Source organism: Peribacillus faecalis, assembly GCF_014712675.1.
Classification (GTDB): domain Bacteria; phylum Bacillota; class Bacilli; order Bacillales; family DSM-1321; genus Bacillus_AD; species Bacillus_AD faecalis.
The window spans coordinates 1-14,858 of record NZ_JACXSI010000008.1; the positions used below are offsets into that span (position 1 = coordinate 1).

Consider the following 14,858-nt stretch of genomic DNA (forward strand, 5'->3'; position numbering starts at 1 on the left):
AAGCTCGTTATGAATACTTGCGTCAATTATCTTAATTGAACCGCCGTATACGGAACCGTACGTACGGTGGTGTGAGAGGTCGGGGGTTAATCGCCCCCTCCTACTCGATTGGATAAAGATTTGTATTTTTGAATAAAGATAGCTGTTTAACCTGCATCATATTTAAGGTAATAAATTTATCTGAAGAAGTACAAGTTCCTGTGTATCTGCCATACTAAAAGACCGGTGCCTGTTTTACTTACTGTTATTTTATTTTTGGGAAGAAGGAAATAGTTTGCGAAACCATTTTTTAAAAATATCAATCATCGTTTCTTTTTTTGCTGGATTATTAGAAGAACTATCTTTGGTCAGAGGGTTCTGTCCATCGGATGAGTTATTTTGAGGGTGGTGTCCTTGATGAGTAGTAGGTTGATTCGAGTTGTTTTGTGCGTTTTTTAATGCTTCTTTATAAAAATTGATTTGGTTGTCCATTGTTCTCTCATGATTTTCCTCAGCGATAGCAATACCTCGAATAAGATCCGGATTTTTTTTGTTTTCCATAGTCCTCACCTTTCTGGCTTTTCTATTTCTATTTATATGCTGGTACTCCTTCATTTTCTTGGACTCTCTCTTAACTTTATTGTATCTATTTAAAAAGGAGAGGGTAAAATGCGTTTGGAAATGGAAGCCTTACTAGAGTTGAAAGAAGGAGATGTGTATTTTGTCAATGTAGAGAAGGAGGAACAGTCAAAAGTAAAAGAGGCGATTAATCATTTTAATGCTAAAGATGGAAATGTAACCATGGATATGCATACCGGCAGAGAAATTTGTAATAGACTTGTTCCGTTCTGTATTAGCGTAACGGCGCCATTCTCTGCTTGCGGATTACATCCTAAATCGGTGGAATTCGGTTTCGATGCTTGTTGCGTTAAATGTGTTATTGAGCCATGTATCCTTGAAGGAGCCTCTGTCAATAATCCGTGCGATCCAAAAGGGCCACCGATTACTGGTTGTGAAGTAGCTGTGAATCGTGTACGTGCTGTCGGGGCTATTCGAGCCTTCTTAACATTAGGTTCAGAACCGAAATGCGGCAGCGGAGTTATAAATGCAGTTAATGATGAAACGTTTTGCGTGAATAATGTCATTTGTTTTACGTGCGATGATAATCCTTGTCCTGATTTCTGTGACACAAAAGCTGTCTTTACTTCATACAAGCTATCCAACAATTCATGTGGAAACAAACAGCTAACTGTCACTGGGTTCTTTGTGCTTCCTCGATGTGAAAGTGACTGTCATCCTAAAAAAGGGTAAGCGTCAAATGTTCCGGAAAATTCGGGTAAAGAAGAGAGGGAATGTTCATGGGATGCGGCTGTGGTGGCCAACGAATAATTACAGATGTGAAGTATTTGCGATCGAAACAAAAACACCATCAACTTGTGAAAAAGTTTGAAAAAAATAGACAAGCAGGTAAAGTGAATTCTCCCGGTAAATAAAAATGCGAACAATAATCATTCCAACATTAAAGTTAAGGCAGCCGCAGTTAGCGGCATGCCTTTTTTATTTTACTGAATAAGCATATAAAAACGTCCATACGAAGAGAGAAAGCTGTATTAATTAACATGAATCGAACTCCATTAGAATAGTATGTTATTAGGTTGATTCATACATAGAAGGAGGGGGATTCTTTTTTATGGCTAAAAAATGGAGTCAAAAACTGAAACAAATGCTGGCAAATACTGCAGATCTTCCAAAGGATGTCATGTTAGATCTCCCGAGAATTACAATGATTGGACAATTACATATATATATTGAGAACCATAGAGGACTGATAGCTTTTAAAGAAGATGAGATCCGGCTCACCTTGACTCAGGGGCAACTTTCAATCAAGGGAAACCAGTTTATTATTAAAGCTATTCTCCCGGAAGAAATTTTAGTTGAAGGCGTTATTCAATCTGTCACGTTCATTAACAATTAGCGTGGCGTTATGGAATTGCATTTTTTCAAAAAGATAAGGGAGTGGAGATACAGTGAAAAACCAATGGACAACCTTTTTTGGCGGTTTTGTTGAAGTGAGGGTAACTGGCCAGCTTGTTGAGCCATTCATTAATGAACTGGTCAGAAAGGGCATTAAAGTTACCGCTGTAAAACGAATAGATGAGAAAATCGTTATTTTCTCTATGCCGCTGGGAGACATAGCGAAAATGAGGGTGACCTTGAGAAAATATCCATGCAAGGTCACATTTCTAAAAAGAAGCGGATTTCCGTTTCTTTTTCAGCGTCTTTTATTGAATGGCGGCTTTGTGATCGGTTTTTTTCTTTTTTTAATATGTATTTTTTTACTGTCGAATGTTGTATGGGGGATTGAGATTTCGGGAGCAAAGCCTGAAACAGAGCATAAAATCAGACAAGAACTGAAGAAATTGGGCGTAGAGAAAGGGAAATTCCAATTTTTCATTGCAGAATCAGATGATATTCAGCGAATACTAACAAATGAAATTGATGTCATCACATGGGTCGGTGTCGATTTGAGGGGGACAAGCTTCCATTTGCAAGTGGTTGAGAAGAAGGAGCCTCAAATTGTTAAAATACCAGGCAGTCAAAAAATTGTGGCAATGAAAAAGGCTGTCATACGAAAAGTGTTTGTAGAGAAAGGGAAAGCGGTTGTCATGGTCAATGATTTTGTCCATAAAGGACAGCTGCTTGTGACAAGTAATATAAGCAACGATGAAGAGAAACAGACGTTAGTGCCGGCCAAAGCAACAATATTAGGGGAAGTTTGGTATAAGTCAGATGTCGAGATACCTTTGGAAACAGAATTTAATGTTTTTTCCGGTGAAGAAACAACGAAGCATTATTTTCAAATCAGCAAATTGCCGATACCGATTTGGGGATTCAAAAATCGTGAATTCAAGCAGTATGAGACAGAGATAACGGAAAAACCATTATATTTTCTCGGCTGGAAGCTTCCTTTTTATTATAAAACGGTGACCGTCCGTGATAAAGAAACGGTATTGCGCAAGTATACTAAAGAACAGGCGGTTAAAAAGGCGAAAGAGGTTGCTTTAGAGGATTTGCGAAATTTGATCCCTGAAGACAGTGAGATAATGGGAGAAAAAATTTTGCATGAAAGTTTGGAGAATGGTAAAGTTGTATTATCAATTCATTACCAAGTGTTAGAAAATATAGGAAATGAACGTCCAATTGTGCAAGGAGATTAACGAATGACAGATGAAAGCAAATTGATTGATCTACAACTTGATAATCAAAATGAAGCAATGACCTTACTGGGAACTGGAGACAGTCATTTGAAGGTACTGGAAGAAGAACTGGGGATTGCAATCATTACAAGAGGCGAAACAATCACTATTGAAGGTAAGCTTCCTGAGGCTGAGACTGCATTTGAAGTGATTAGAGCTTTACTGGGTGTTATCAGAAAAGGCATAAATATCAGTACTCGTGACGTTATTTATGCAGTATCGCTTGCCAAAAAAGGCTCTTTGGAATATTTTCAAGAGATGTATGAAGAGGAAATAGGAAAAACGGTAAAAGGCAAGCCGATTCGTATTAAAACGCTTGGGCAGAAACAATATATATCGGCAATCAGACGCAATGACATTGTGTTCGGCATTGGGCCTGCAGGAACGGGTAAGACGTTCTTGGCGGTGACAATGGCTGTTTCGGCTTTGAAAAGCGGAAAAGTGAATAAAATCATTTTAACCCGACCGGCAGTAGAAGCGGGAGAAAGTCTTGGATTTCTTCCGGGGGATCTGAAAGAAAAGGTCGATCCGTATTTAAGACCATTATATGATGCGCTCCATGAAATATTGGGAGTGGAGCATACGCAGCGTTTGATTGAAAGAGGCGTGATTGAAATTGCACCGCTGGCTTATATGCGCGGTCGAACGCTTGATGATGCATTTGTCATTCTGGATGAAGCGCAAAATACAACTGAAGCGCAAATGAAAATGTTTTTGACCCGTTTAGGCTTTGGATCAAAAATGATTATAACGGGTGATCGCTCGCAAATCGATTTGCCTAGAAAAGCGAAGTCCGGCTTAGTGGCTGCTACACAAATTTTGAAAGGAGTCAGCGGCATCGGATTCGTTATTCTTGAAGGCAGTGATGTTGTCAGACATCCTTTAGTCGGCAAAATTGTGAAGGCATACGAAGAATATAATGCATAAAATTGGCTGGAAGCTGTGAATATTTTCGCAGCTTCTATTTCGTCTTTTGTATAATGTTGGAAGTTCAGTTTTGGTGGAATACTGTTAGCAAGGCGTCGGCCTTACATTATAAATGTCAGTATCATTTTTCAAAAGAATTCAGGTGAATCTTCAACAGCAGGGTGAAAGTTAGGTGAAAAACTGCTATCATTTTCATAAGGAACTTTTTGAGCTTTCGGAAGATTGTACATACAATGGAGGACTAGTATATGAATAGTAGTCAATTAGTAACGAAAATAAAACAATTACTTCAACATACTGTTTTTCAAGTGCTGCTATTTGTTGTTTTAGCAATTATCTCCTATTCAGTTTTGTTTTCTAATGTAAAACCGGAAACAATAGAGGTAAAACTGTTGCAGGTTGCTGAAGAAACAATCAGGGCTCCTAAAACGGTCGAGGATGTAGAGAAAACCAAAGCAGATCAGGATGAAGCCTTAAAGCAAGTTGAAGATGTTTATGCATTAAAGGAAGGGTACAAAGAAAATCGTGTCAAACTGATTTCCTCCATCTTCAAAGCTGTTGAAGAAGTTAAGAGTGAGGCAGATACGGATAGTGCAGAAGGGGAAGCTTCTCAGACAGAACAGTCAACAGAGGCGGAAAACGCTGAATTAGTGAAAAAACTGAAGGATAAACTTACTGAAGAAGTGAACAAGCAGTTGTCCGATGACGTGTATAAGGCGTTGCTGAATGCAAATGGTGCGCAGCTTACAGTGGCGAAAGATGCGACCTTATCTGCTATCAATGATGTAATGAGTCAGCAAATTGCCGCAAGTGATGTGGAAAATGCCAGAAATGAAGTCGAGGAAATGGTGCAGCTGTCCGCGATGACAACTGAATTAAAGGAAGCTTCGATTGTGCTAGCTCGTTTTGCTATTACACAAAATTATTTCTATGATCCCGTCAAAACAGAGGAACAAAGACAAAAAGCATTAGAAGAAGTTGAACCGACGAAAATTCTTCAAGGACAAGTTCTTGTGGAAAAAGGCGATCTTATTGATGAGGAAGTGTATCGCAATATTCAGTTGTCCGGATTATTAGAAAGCGACCAATCCATTACACCTTATATTGGGTTATGTATCTTACTTCTACTTATATTCGGCAGCATCTTTTATTATTATCGTGTTTCTGAAGTGCATAGCGAGCATAGAAACACGCGCCTGTTAATTTTTAGTCTTGTGTTTTTATTTGCAATTTTGTTGTATAAGTTAATTAGTTTATTATCTAACTATGAAGATGTAGATTTAAGTTATTTTGCTCCGGCAGCAATGGGAGCGATGCTTTTGAAAATCCTTCTGGATGACCGATATTCAATTGTGTTTATCTTGATTACAAGCATCTTCGGAGGATTGATTTTCAATGAGTATGTGACGACAAATTTCAATTATATTTCTGCCATGTATTTATTGCTAAGCGGATTAGTCGGTTTGCTTTTATTGACAACGAAGCATTTTCGGACGAAAATCTTTCAGACAGGGCTTTTGTTGTCGGTTGTTAATGTTGTTATAATCTTTGCGCTTTTCTATACGATGGATTTGGAAATTTCGAGAGTTACGGCAATTTTATATTTATTTGCCGCATTTGTATCAGGCATTTCTTCTGCGATTTTGACAATTGGATTATTGCCGTTCTTCGAAGCCGGTTTCGGCGTGTTATCAACAATGAAACTGATTGAGCTATCAAGCCCGAATCATCCTCTATTGCGCAAAATATTGACGGAAGCTCCAGGTACTTATCATCATAGCGTGATGGTTGCCAATCTGGCGGAGACAGCCTGTGAAGCGATTGGAGCAAACGGTTTGTTGGCAAGAGTCGGCTGTTACTATCATGATATCGGCAAAACGAAACGTCCGCAATTTTTTATTGAGAATCAAATGAATATTGATAATCCTCATGATAAACTGAAGTGCACAACGAGTAGAGATATTATTATCGCCCATGTTACTGATGGCGTTAAAATTCTTAAAAAGCATAAAATGCCAAAAGAAATAATCGATATTGCAGAACAGCATCATGGCACAACTTTATTAAAGTTTTTCTATCATAAGGCTAAAGAAGCCGGGGAAGATGTGAAGGAGGAAGATTTCCGCTATCCGGGACCGAAAGCGCAAACGAAGGAGAGTGCTGTAATCGGTATTGCGGACAGTGTGGAAGCAGCTGTGAGATCAATGAAGCACCCAACGAGGGAGAAGATAGACAGTCTTGTAAAAAGCATTATCCATAGCCGCATGAATGAAGATCAATTTTCAGAATGCGATATTACGATGAAAGAGCTGGATACTGTAGAAAAAATATTATGCGAAACATTGAATGGCATTTTCCATTCGCGCATTGAATATCCGGATTTAAAAAATGAAAGTAAGTAGGTGAAGGGAATTGCTTTCAATCGATTTTATTGATGAAACCAATTTTGTAACAGAAGAAGAAACAGCGCTGATAGAACAACTTTTACAGTTCGCGGCGAAAGAAGAGAATATTGAAGAAGAATGCGAACTGTCGATTACATTTGTCGATGACGAAGCTATTCGTGAAATCAATCGGGAATATCGAGATAAAGATAGTGCCACAGATGTCATTTCATTTGCTCTTGAAGAGATGGGGGAAGGAGAAATCGAGATTGTCGGCGCTGATATGCCACGAGTGCTTGGCGATATTATCATTTCAGTTGATACAGCCAAAGCGCAGGCGGAGGAGTATGGACACAGCACGAATCGGGAGATTGGATTTTTGGCTCTTCACGGATTTCTTCATCTTCTGGGATATGACCATATGACGAAAGAAGATGAAGTGGTTATGTTCACAAAACAAAGGGATATTTTGGAAAAGTATGGCTTATCCAGGGAGCAATAAGAAAATCAGTTTTCCTAAAAGTGTAGGTTATGCGCTTGCCGGCATAAAATTTTCTTTTCGCGAAAGAAATATGAAAATACATGGTACAGCCGCTGTCCTTGTGATACTGGCCGGCATTTTCTTTCCCATCTCTAAAACAGAATGGCTATGGATTCTTCTCTGTATAGCCGGTATGTTTTCCTTAGAGATGGTTAATACGGCAATTGAAAAAACAGTTGACTTAGTGACGGGAGAATATCATCCTTTAGCGAAGGCGGCAAAGGACCTTGCTGCCGGGGCTGTCCTCATTTATACTGTATATTCAATCATTGTCGGTATGGTTGTGTTTTTACCGAAATTATTGGAATACTTCATTTAGAATGAGCGTTTATAGAAACACTCATGAAATCAGATGCTTATAGAGATAAGCTAATGTAGTGTAAAATGAATATATGCCTTTTTGAAAGGAAGCTGGAAAATGGAAGCAAAACAATTAATGGAAGAAGCAAAAAAAGCACGGGAAAATGCCTATGTTCCATATTCGAAATTTAAAGTGGGAGCGGCACTTCTGACGAAAGATGGAAAAGTATATCACGGTTGTAATATAGAGAATGCTGCATACAGTATGTGCAATTGTGCAGAAAGAACAGCGCTATTCAGCGCCTATGCAGTGAAGGATACGGATTTTGCCGCATTAGCGGTTGTGGCTGACACAGATCGCCCATGTTCGCCATGCGGAGCGTGCCGCCAAGTTATTGCGGAGCTTTGTCCGAAAGAAATGATCGTCTATTTAACAAACTTAAAAGGCGATGTTCAAGAGATTACAGTAGAACAATTATTGCCAGGAGCATTTTCACCGGAGGATTTAAATGAACGATAATCAAGCGTACAAGTCGGGTTTTATCTCAATTATAGGGCGACCGAATGTCGGTAAGTCTACTTTTCTTAACCGGGTAATCGGTCAAAAGATAGCTATAATGAGCGATAAGCCTCAAACAACAAGAAACAAAGTTCAAGGTGTATTGACAGAGAATAATGCACAAATGATATTTATTGATACACCAGGTATTCATAAGCCGAAGCATAAACTGGGCGATTTCATGGTAAGAAGCGCGATAAACGCCTTACGAGAAGTCGATGTGATTTTATTCATGGTAAACGCTGTTGAAGGAATCGGGCGCGGTGATGAATATATTATCGAAAAGCTTGAAGGAATTAAAACGCCAATCTTCTTAGTTGTTAATAAGATTGACGAAGTACATCCGGATGAGCTATTGCCGCTAATCGAGAAATATAAAGAAAAATTGGATTTCAAAGCGATTGTGCCAATATCTGCTTTACAAGGAAATAATATTGAGACGCTGCTTGCTGCCATTAAAGAAGAGCTTCCTGAAGGGCCACAATATTATCCGGCTGATCAAGTGACTGACCATCCGGAAAGATTTATCATCTCTGAATTGATACGTGAGAAAGCGTTGCATTTAACTCGGGAAGAAGTACCGCATTCAATCGCAGTTGTCATTGATTCCATTAAAAAAATGGAAGGCAAAGAAACCGTGCATGTGATGGCGACAATTATTGTTGAGCGCAGTTCGCAAAAAGGGATTATCATCGGAAAACAAGGCAGCATGCTAAAAGAAATCGGTCAAAGGGCACGACAAGATATCGAGTTGCTTTTAGGCTCGAAAGTGTTCTTGGAGCTATGGGTCAAAGTACAAAAAGATTGGCGCAATAAAGCATCTGTATTGCGTGATTACGGATTCAGAGAAGACGAATATTAATCGTATGAAAATTTTATAGTCGGTCAAGATAATAGTGTAGGTTTGGAACCAGCTTGCTAGTTAAATACTGAAAGGTGGGAATGAATATGTTGGATTTTACCTGGAGTATTTTTAAAGAAACGGGTAACATAGATACGTATCTCCTGTTTAAAGAAATTCAGTTAGAACATCAAAGTGAAATGGACCCTGTTGAAGAAGAACTAGCAGATGTGAATTTTCCAATCTCCTAATAAATGTCTTGCCCTCTAATGAGAAGGTGACATGTCTTGATTCAAAAATGCGAAGGCATTGTTATACGCCGGACAGACTATGGAGAGAATAATAAAATCATTACCATCTACACAAGAGAATTCGGGAAAATCGGGGTGATGGCAAGAGGCGCCAACAAACCTAACAGCAGGCTCTCTTCTGTTACCCAATTGTTTTATTACGGCTATTTCCTGATTCAAAGATCGTCTGGATTAGGCAGTTTATCACAAGGCGAATCCTTGGATTCCTTTCGGCACATACGCGAGGATATTATGAGTACGGCGTATGCTTCCTACATAGTCGAGTTGCTCGATAAAGGAGCCGAGGATCGAAAACCGAACCCGTATTTGTTCGAATTGCTTTATCAAACCCTTCATTACATTAATGAAGGGTTTGATCCTGAAGTGCTGAAGGCGATTTTTGAGATGAAAATGCTTGCTGTATTTGGTGTCCCTCCTGTCCTTGATCGATGTGTAAATTGTGGGCAGACTGAAGGTGAATTTGATTTCTCGATTCGTGAAGGCGGTTTTCTTTGCCATAGGTGCAAGCGAATTGATCCTTATCGAATACAGGTGAGCGCAAGCACTATTAAGTTGCTTCGATTATTTTATTATTTCGATCTTAATCGTCTTGGAAATATAGCCTTAAAAGAAGAAACGAAAAAGGAATTGAATAAAGTAATTGATGCCTACTATGATAATTATGTGGGAATATCCTTGAAATCAAAAAAATTTCTGCAGCAAATGCATAAGCTAGACGGCTTATGGTGAACTTTTTTGTAAAGAAAAAAGTTCCGCATCAGGTTGACAAAGTAGGAACATGTTGTATAAAATGCTATGTAAACGAAAGCTGAATATTGCTAAGATGGCAAGTAGTATGTAACTCCCTCTGTAAAAGCGAGCCCGGGACTGGTGTAAGCCGGGTTGCAGATAGTTAAGGAAGGCGTGCCGGAGCAATTTGAACGTATAAAAGAGGCTGTTTTGATGAAAAACAGCAAATAGGGTGGAACCGCGGGTAAACTCTCGTCCCTATGCTAATGCAGCATAGAGACGAGAGTTTTTTTGTACTATAAAATTATAAATTGGCTACGAGGTACAAGTTCGACGTAGTCGCCGATTTTAAGTCTATGGTATAAGTGCAACTAGTCTTTTGACTGCGCCGTATTGGCTTGCCAAAGGCAAGTTTTCTTTATTGCAATAAATAGATTTTATAACTTTTATGGAGGTGCCTTATGAATATACAAAATATGATTTTAACTTTGCAAAAGCATTGGTCAGAACAAGGCTGTATCTTAATGAATGCGTATGATACTGAGAAAGGTGCGGGAACGATGAGTCCATACACGTTTTTACGTGCGATTGGACCGGAGCCATGGAATGTGGCGTATGTTGAACCATCACGCCGTCCAGCTGACGGGCGTTATGGAGAAAACCCTAACCGTCTGTATCAGCACCATCAATTCCAAGTCATTATGAAGCCTTCTCCTGATAACATTCAGGAACTGTATTTAGATTCTTTGAAAGCATTAGGTATCGATCCTTTAGAGCATGATATTCGTTTCGTAGAGGATAACTGGGAAAACCCATCTTTAGGCTGTGCGGGTCTTGGTTGGGAAGTTTGGCTTGACGGTATGGAAATCACGCAATTCACGTATTTCCAACAAGTCGGCGGTTTAGAATGCAAACCGGTATCAGTGGAAATCACATACGGAATTGAGCGCCTTGCTTCATACATTCAAGATAAGGAAAATGTTTTCGATCTTGAATGGACAGATGGCTTTACTGTTCGTGATATTTTCGGTCAGCCTGAATATGAACATTCAAAATATACATTCCAAACAAGCAATACAGAAATGTTGTTTGAACTATTCAATATGTATGAAAAAGAAGCGCATGCGCAAATGGAAGAAGGCCTTGTTCACCCGGCGTATGATTATGTGCTGAAATGTTCTCATACATTTAACCTTTTAGATGCAAAAGGAGCAATCTCTGTTACTGAAAGAACAGGCTATATTGCCCGTTGCCGTAACTTGGCGAGAAAAGTAGCGAAAACATTTTATGATGAGCGTGAAAAATTAGGATTCCCAATCTTGAAGCAGAAGGGAGACAACAGTCATGAGTAAGAAAGACTTATTAATCGAAATTGGATTAGAGGAGCTGCCGGCTCGTTTCGTTACGGATGCGATTGAGCAGCTGCAAGCAAAAGTACAAAAATGGTTTGAAGAGAAAAAAATCGGTTATGCCGATATTCATAAATATTCAACCCCGCGCCGTTTGGCAATCGTTGTTACAGATGTGAACGAAATGCAAGCAGATACAAAAGAAGAAGCGAAAGGACCTGCGAAGAAAATTGCACAAGATGCGGAAGGCAATTGGTCAAAAGCCGCAATCGGATTTGCGCGTGGACAAGGCGTATCTGTTGAAGATATTTACTTTAAAGAAATCAAAGGCGTTGAATACGTCCATGTAATGAAATTTACAAAAGGACAACAAGTTAAAGAACTAATTGTTGAGCTGAAGGATATCATCACATCATTGACATTCCCGAAAAATATGCGTTGGGCTAACAACGATATGCGCTATGCACGCCCAATCAAATGGATGATTGCTTTATTCGGTAATGAAATTATTCCTTTCTCAATAACAAATGTTGAAACAAGCAATACGACAATGGGACATCGTTTCCTTGGTACGAAGGTTGAGATTGCAGAGCCGGCACAATATGTGCAAAAGCTGGAAGAGCAATTTGTTATTGCTGATAGCGAGAAGAGAAAGAACATGATTCTTGCGCAATTGAAGCAAATGGAACAAGAAAATGGGTGGGTAATCCCGGTTGATGAAGATTTGCTTGAAGAGGTTAATAACCTTGTTGAATACCCGACTGCTTTATTCGGTAAATTTGAAGAGGAATATTTAGAGCTTCCTGACCGTGTTCTAATCACTTCTATGAAGGAGCATCAACGTTACTTCCCGGTGAAAAACGAAGCCGGCGAGCTGTTGCCGTTCTTCGTGACTGTGCGTAACGGTTCTGATCACGGTATTGCGACTGTAGCGAGAGGGAATGAAAAAGTGCTTCGCGCGCGTCTAGCCGATGCAGCGTTCTTCTATCGTGAAGATCAGCAAAAAGAAATCAATGACTGCTTAAAGAAACTAGAAACAATCGTTTATCATGAAGAAATCGGTACGCTTGCAGAAAAAGTTAGCCGAGTGCGTGAATTAACGGGGAAAATCAGTGAAGCAATGAATATTAATGAAAGCACAAGAAGGTTGGCGGACCGCACAGCTGAAATTGCTAAGTTCGACTTAGTGACAGGTATGGTTTACGAATTCCCGGAACTTCAAGGTTACATGGGTGAGCGCTATGCCCGCATTAAAGGAGAAGACGAAGCTGTTGCTGTTGCTATCAACGAGCACTACATGCCACGTCATGCAGAAGACAGCGTTCCATCAAGTGAAATCGGTGCGATTGTCAGCGTAGCAGAAAAAATGGATACAATTATCGCTAATTTTGCGATTAATAACATTCCGACAGGTTCACAAGATCCATATGCGCTTCGCCGTCAAGCGAGCGGTATCGTTCAGATTTTACTGGAGAAAAAATGGCCTGTTAGCTTAGAGGCAGTGATTGATTTAGCACTTGAGCCAATTATCGAGCAAGGTTTCGCTAAACGAGAAGCGGCTGAAATTAAAGCGGATCTTATTTCATTCTTTGAAGCGCGAATCAAACATCACTTAAACGAACAGCAAGTGCGCTATGATTTGATTGATGCAGTTCTGACAGGTGAAATCGGTATTGTCTCTTCACTTGTAAACAGAGCGCTTGTGCTGGAAAAAGCGAAGGGCGAATCAAGCTTTAAAGAAACAGTAGAAGCATTGAGCCGTGTTATGAATATTGCTGTTAAACTGGAGGATGAGCCGAAGGTTTCTGTCGAATTATTTGAGAATGAATCGGAAAAAGCGCTATATAATGAATATGTAGCAATGAAAGAGCAATATGAAATGACTTCTGATGAAGAAAAACAATTTGCTTTATTGGCTTCGCTCCAAGGTGCTATTGAACGATTCTTTGAAGATACAATGGTAATGGCTGATGATGAAGCGCTCCGCTTCAACCGTTTATCCCTTATGAAGAAAGTGGCTGATGTAATCAAGTCCTTTGCCTTCATGAATAAAGTATTAGTTTTATAATCGCCGAGAAACTGCTTATAAAAAGTAAGATATACGAAAAGTATATCTTACTTTTTCAAATAAGGGGAAATAGTATATAATTATTTCAATGAGTATAACACTTTATATAAGGACCGTTTCCGGTTTTTGTAGTATGAAGGCGGTGAATTAAAATCGAACTGAATAAACGGCAAGAACATATATTGCAAATAGTTAAGGAGCAAGGACCTATTACTGGTGAACATATTGCTGATCAGTTAAACTTAACGAGAGCTACACTACGTCCGGATTTAGCGATTTTAACAATGGCAGGATTCTTAGAGGCAAGACCGCGTGTAGGTTATTTTTATAGCGGAAAATCCGGCACGCAGTTGCTGACAGATAATCTGTCAAAACTATTCGTAAAAGATTTCCAATCAATACCTGTTGTTGTCAATGACGGTATTTCTGTATACGATGCAATTGTTATGATGTTTCTAGAAGATGTGGGTACATTATTTGTAGTCGATCAAAAATCATTATTAGTAGGGGTACTGTCTAGAAAAGATCTGCTTCGTGCCAGCATCGGTACGAAAGACCTAGCTACTATACCAGTGAATATTATTATGACGCGCATGCCTAATATTACGATGTGCTTCCGTGATGATTTGCTATTAGATGTTGCAAAGAAACTAATTGCTAAACAAATAGATGCCCTTCCTGTTGTTAAAGAGGCAGCAGATGGCGGCTATGAGGTAGTGGGACGGATTACAAAAACGAATATAGCAAAAGCGTTTGTTTCTCTTGCGACTGAAGAATGATAATTTAAGGGGGGAAGTTCAAGAGATGACGTCACCGGTAATTTACGTTGTATCCGATTCTGTCGGTGAGACGGCTGAGCTTGTCACGAAGGCAGCTGCCAGCCAGTTTCTACAATCAAATGTTTCAATAAAAAGATTTCCATTTATTGAAAGCCCGGAGCATATAGAAGAAGTCATATCGCTTTCTAAATTAAATCAGGCAATTATTGCTTACACACTTGTTCGCCCTGTAGATCGTGAATACATGAGAAAGAGAGCTCAAGAAGAAGGTATATTTGCTTATGATATAATCGGGCCTTTAATGGATGAATTAGAGAAGAAATATAAATCCAAGCCTGAGTTTGAACCTGGATTGGTCAGACAGCTGGATGATGAATACTTCAAAAGAGTAGAAGCAATTGAATTTGCAGTCAAGTATGATGACGGCAGAGACCCGAGAGGGATTTTACGCGCAGATATTGTTTTAGTCGGTGTTTCCAGAACTTGCAAAACGCCATTATCGCAGTTTTTGGCGCATAAACGCTATAAAGTGGCGAACGTGCCGCTTGTTCCGGAGGTCGAGCCTCCTGAGGAGTTATTCTTAGTAGCGCCTGAGAAGTGTATCGGGTTAAAAATCAGTCCGGAGAAGTTAAATCATATCCGTAAAGAACGTTTGAAAACACTAGGTCTGGGCGATCATGCGATTTACGCTAATTTGGAACGTATTAAAGAAGAATTGGCGTACTTTAATAAGATTGTCGAGAAATTGAATTGTCCGGTTATTGATGTAACGAACAAGGCGATTGAAGAAACAGCGAATACTGTTATTACAACTATTCAAAGCAGAAAATAATT

General features: G+C 39.4%; 16 protein-coding genes and 1 other annotated feature. Of the genes, 15 read left to right on the top strand and 1 reads right to left on the bottom strand.

All coding sequences use genetic code 11. From position 1 onward, the window contains the following. Positions 1-249: 249 nt before the first annotated feature. A complete protein-coding gene (locus tag IEO70_RS04255; RefSeq protein WP_190997118.1) occupies positions 250-540 on the bottom strand; it encodes a hypothetical protein in 291 nt (96 codons plus the stop codon). A 108-nt stretch (positions 541-648) separates the two neighbouring features. Here IEO70_RS04255 and IEO70_RS04260 point away from each other — a divergent pair, with 108 nt between their 5' ends. The 15 genes from IEO70_RS04260 to IEO70_RS04330 all read left to right on the top strand — a co-directional run bounded on the left by IEO70_RS04260 (position 649) and on the right by IEO70_RS04330 (position 14,856). Next, the gene (locus IEO70_RS04260; protein WP_190997119.1) at positions 649-1,290 is read left to right on the top strand and encodes a hypothetical protein; all 642 of its coding nucleotides are present in this window, start codon (positions 649-651) and stop codon (positions 1,288-1,290) included. A gap of 379 nt (positions 1,291-1,669) precedes the next feature. Continuing rightward, positions 1,670-1,954 carry a sporulation protein YqfC gene (gene yqfC, locus IEO70_RS04265; protein WP_190997120.1) on the top strand — a complete coding sequence of 95 codons (285 nt, stop codon included), beginning with the start codon at positions 1,670-1,672 and terminating at the stop codon, positions 1,952-1,954. Between the two features lie 52 nt (positions 1,955-2,006). Then, the gene (yqfD, locus tag IEO70_RS04270; protein WP_190997121.1) at positions 2,007-3,197 is read left to right on the top strand and encodes a sporulation protein YqfD; all 1,191 of its coding nucleotides are present in this window, start codon (positions 2,007-2,009) and stop codon (positions 3,195-3,197) included. Positions 3,198-3,200: 3 nt separating this feature from the next. Next, on the top strand, positions 3,201-4,163 hold the full coding sequence (locus IEO70_RS04275; RefSeq protein WP_190997122.1) for a PhoH family protein: 963 nt from the start codon (positions 3,201-3,203) through the stop codon (positions 4,161-4,163). Between the two features lie 248 nt (positions 4,164-4,411). Next, the gene (locus IEO70_RS04280; RefSeq protein ID WP_190997123.1) at positions 4,412-6,565 is read left to right on the top strand and encodes an HD family phosphohydrolase; all 2,154 of its coding nucleotides are present in this window, start codon (positions 4,412-4,414) and stop codon (positions 6,563-6,565) included. A 10-nt stretch (positions 6,566-6,575) separates the two neighbouring features. Then, entirely contained in the window at positions 6,576-7,049 is a 474-nt protein-coding gene (gene ybeY / locus IEO70_RS04285; RefSeq protein WP_190997124.1) for an rRNA maturation RNase YbeY, read from the top strand. Continuing rightward, on the top strand, positions 7,027-7,407 hold the full coding sequence (locus IEO70_RS04290) for a diacylglycerol kinase family protein (RefSeq protein WP_190997125.1): 381 nt from the start codon (positions 7,027-7,029) through the stop codon (positions 7,405-7,407). Before ybeY ends, IEO70_RS04290 begins: the two co-directional genes overlap by 23 nt. Positions 7,408-7,506: 99 nt before the next feature. Continuing rightward, the gene (locus IEO70_RS04295) at positions 7,507-7,908 is read left to right on the top strand and encodes a cytidine deaminase (RefSeq protein WP_190997126.1); all 402 of its coding nucleotides are present in this window, start codon (positions 7,507-7,509) and stop codon (positions 7,906-7,908) included. Then, complete coding sequence (gene era, locus IEO70_RS04300) at positions 7,898-8,809, top strand: GTPase Era (RefSeq protein ID WP_190997127.1); 912 nt, start codon at positions 7,898-7,900, stop codon at positions 8,807-8,809. Before IEO70_RS04295 ends, era begins: the two co-directional genes overlap by 11 nt. A gap of 86 nt (positions 8,810-8,895) precedes the next feature. Then, on the top strand, positions 8,896-9,039 hold the full coding sequence (locus tag IEO70_RS04305; protein ID WP_190997128.1) for a YqzL family protein: 144 nt from the start codon (positions 8,896-8,898) through the stop codon (positions 9,037-9,039). Positions 9,040-9,075: 36 nt separating this feature from the next. Further along, positions 9,076-9,828, top strand: a complete 753-nt coding sequence (recO, locus tag IEO70_RS04310) for a DNA repair protein RecO (RefSeq protein WP_190997129.1) — start codon at positions 9,076-9,078, stop codon at positions 9,826-9,828. A gap of 82 nt (positions 9,829-9,910) precedes the next feature. After that, positions 9,911-10,091: a binding site (T-box leader), on the top strand. Between the two features lie 198 nt (positions 10,092-10,289). Continuing rightward, a complete protein-coding gene (gene glyQ / locus IEO70_RS04315; RefSeq protein WP_190997130.1) occupies positions 10,290-11,180 on the top strand; it encodes a glycine--tRNA ligase subunit alpha in 891 nt (296 codons plus the stop codon). Continuing rightward, positions 11,173-13,245: a glycine--tRNA ligase subunit beta gene (gene glyS / locus IEO70_RS04320; RefSeq protein ID WP_190997131.1), complete on the top strand. Its 2,073-nt coding sequence runs from the start codon at positions 11,173-11,175 to the stop codon at positions 13,243-13,245. Before glyQ ends, glyS begins: the two co-directional genes overlap by 8 nt. Positions 13,246-13,391: 146 nt before the next feature. Continuing rightward, positions 13,392-14,024 (top strand): helix-turn-helix transcriptional regulator, encoded by a 633-nt coding sequence (locus tag IEO70_RS04325; RefSeq protein ID WP_190997197.1) that lies wholly within the window; start codon positions 13,392-13,394, stop codon positions 14,022-14,024. A gap of 25 nt (positions 14,025-14,049) precedes the next feature. Then, the gene (locus IEO70_RS04330; RefSeq protein WP_190997132.1) at positions 14,050-14,856 is read left to right on the top strand and encodes a pyruvate, water dikinase regulatory protein; all 807 of its coding nucleotides are present in this window, start codon (positions 14,050-14,052) and stop codon (positions 14,854-14,856) included. The last annotated feature ends 2 nt before the right edge of the window (positions 14,857-14,858 follow it).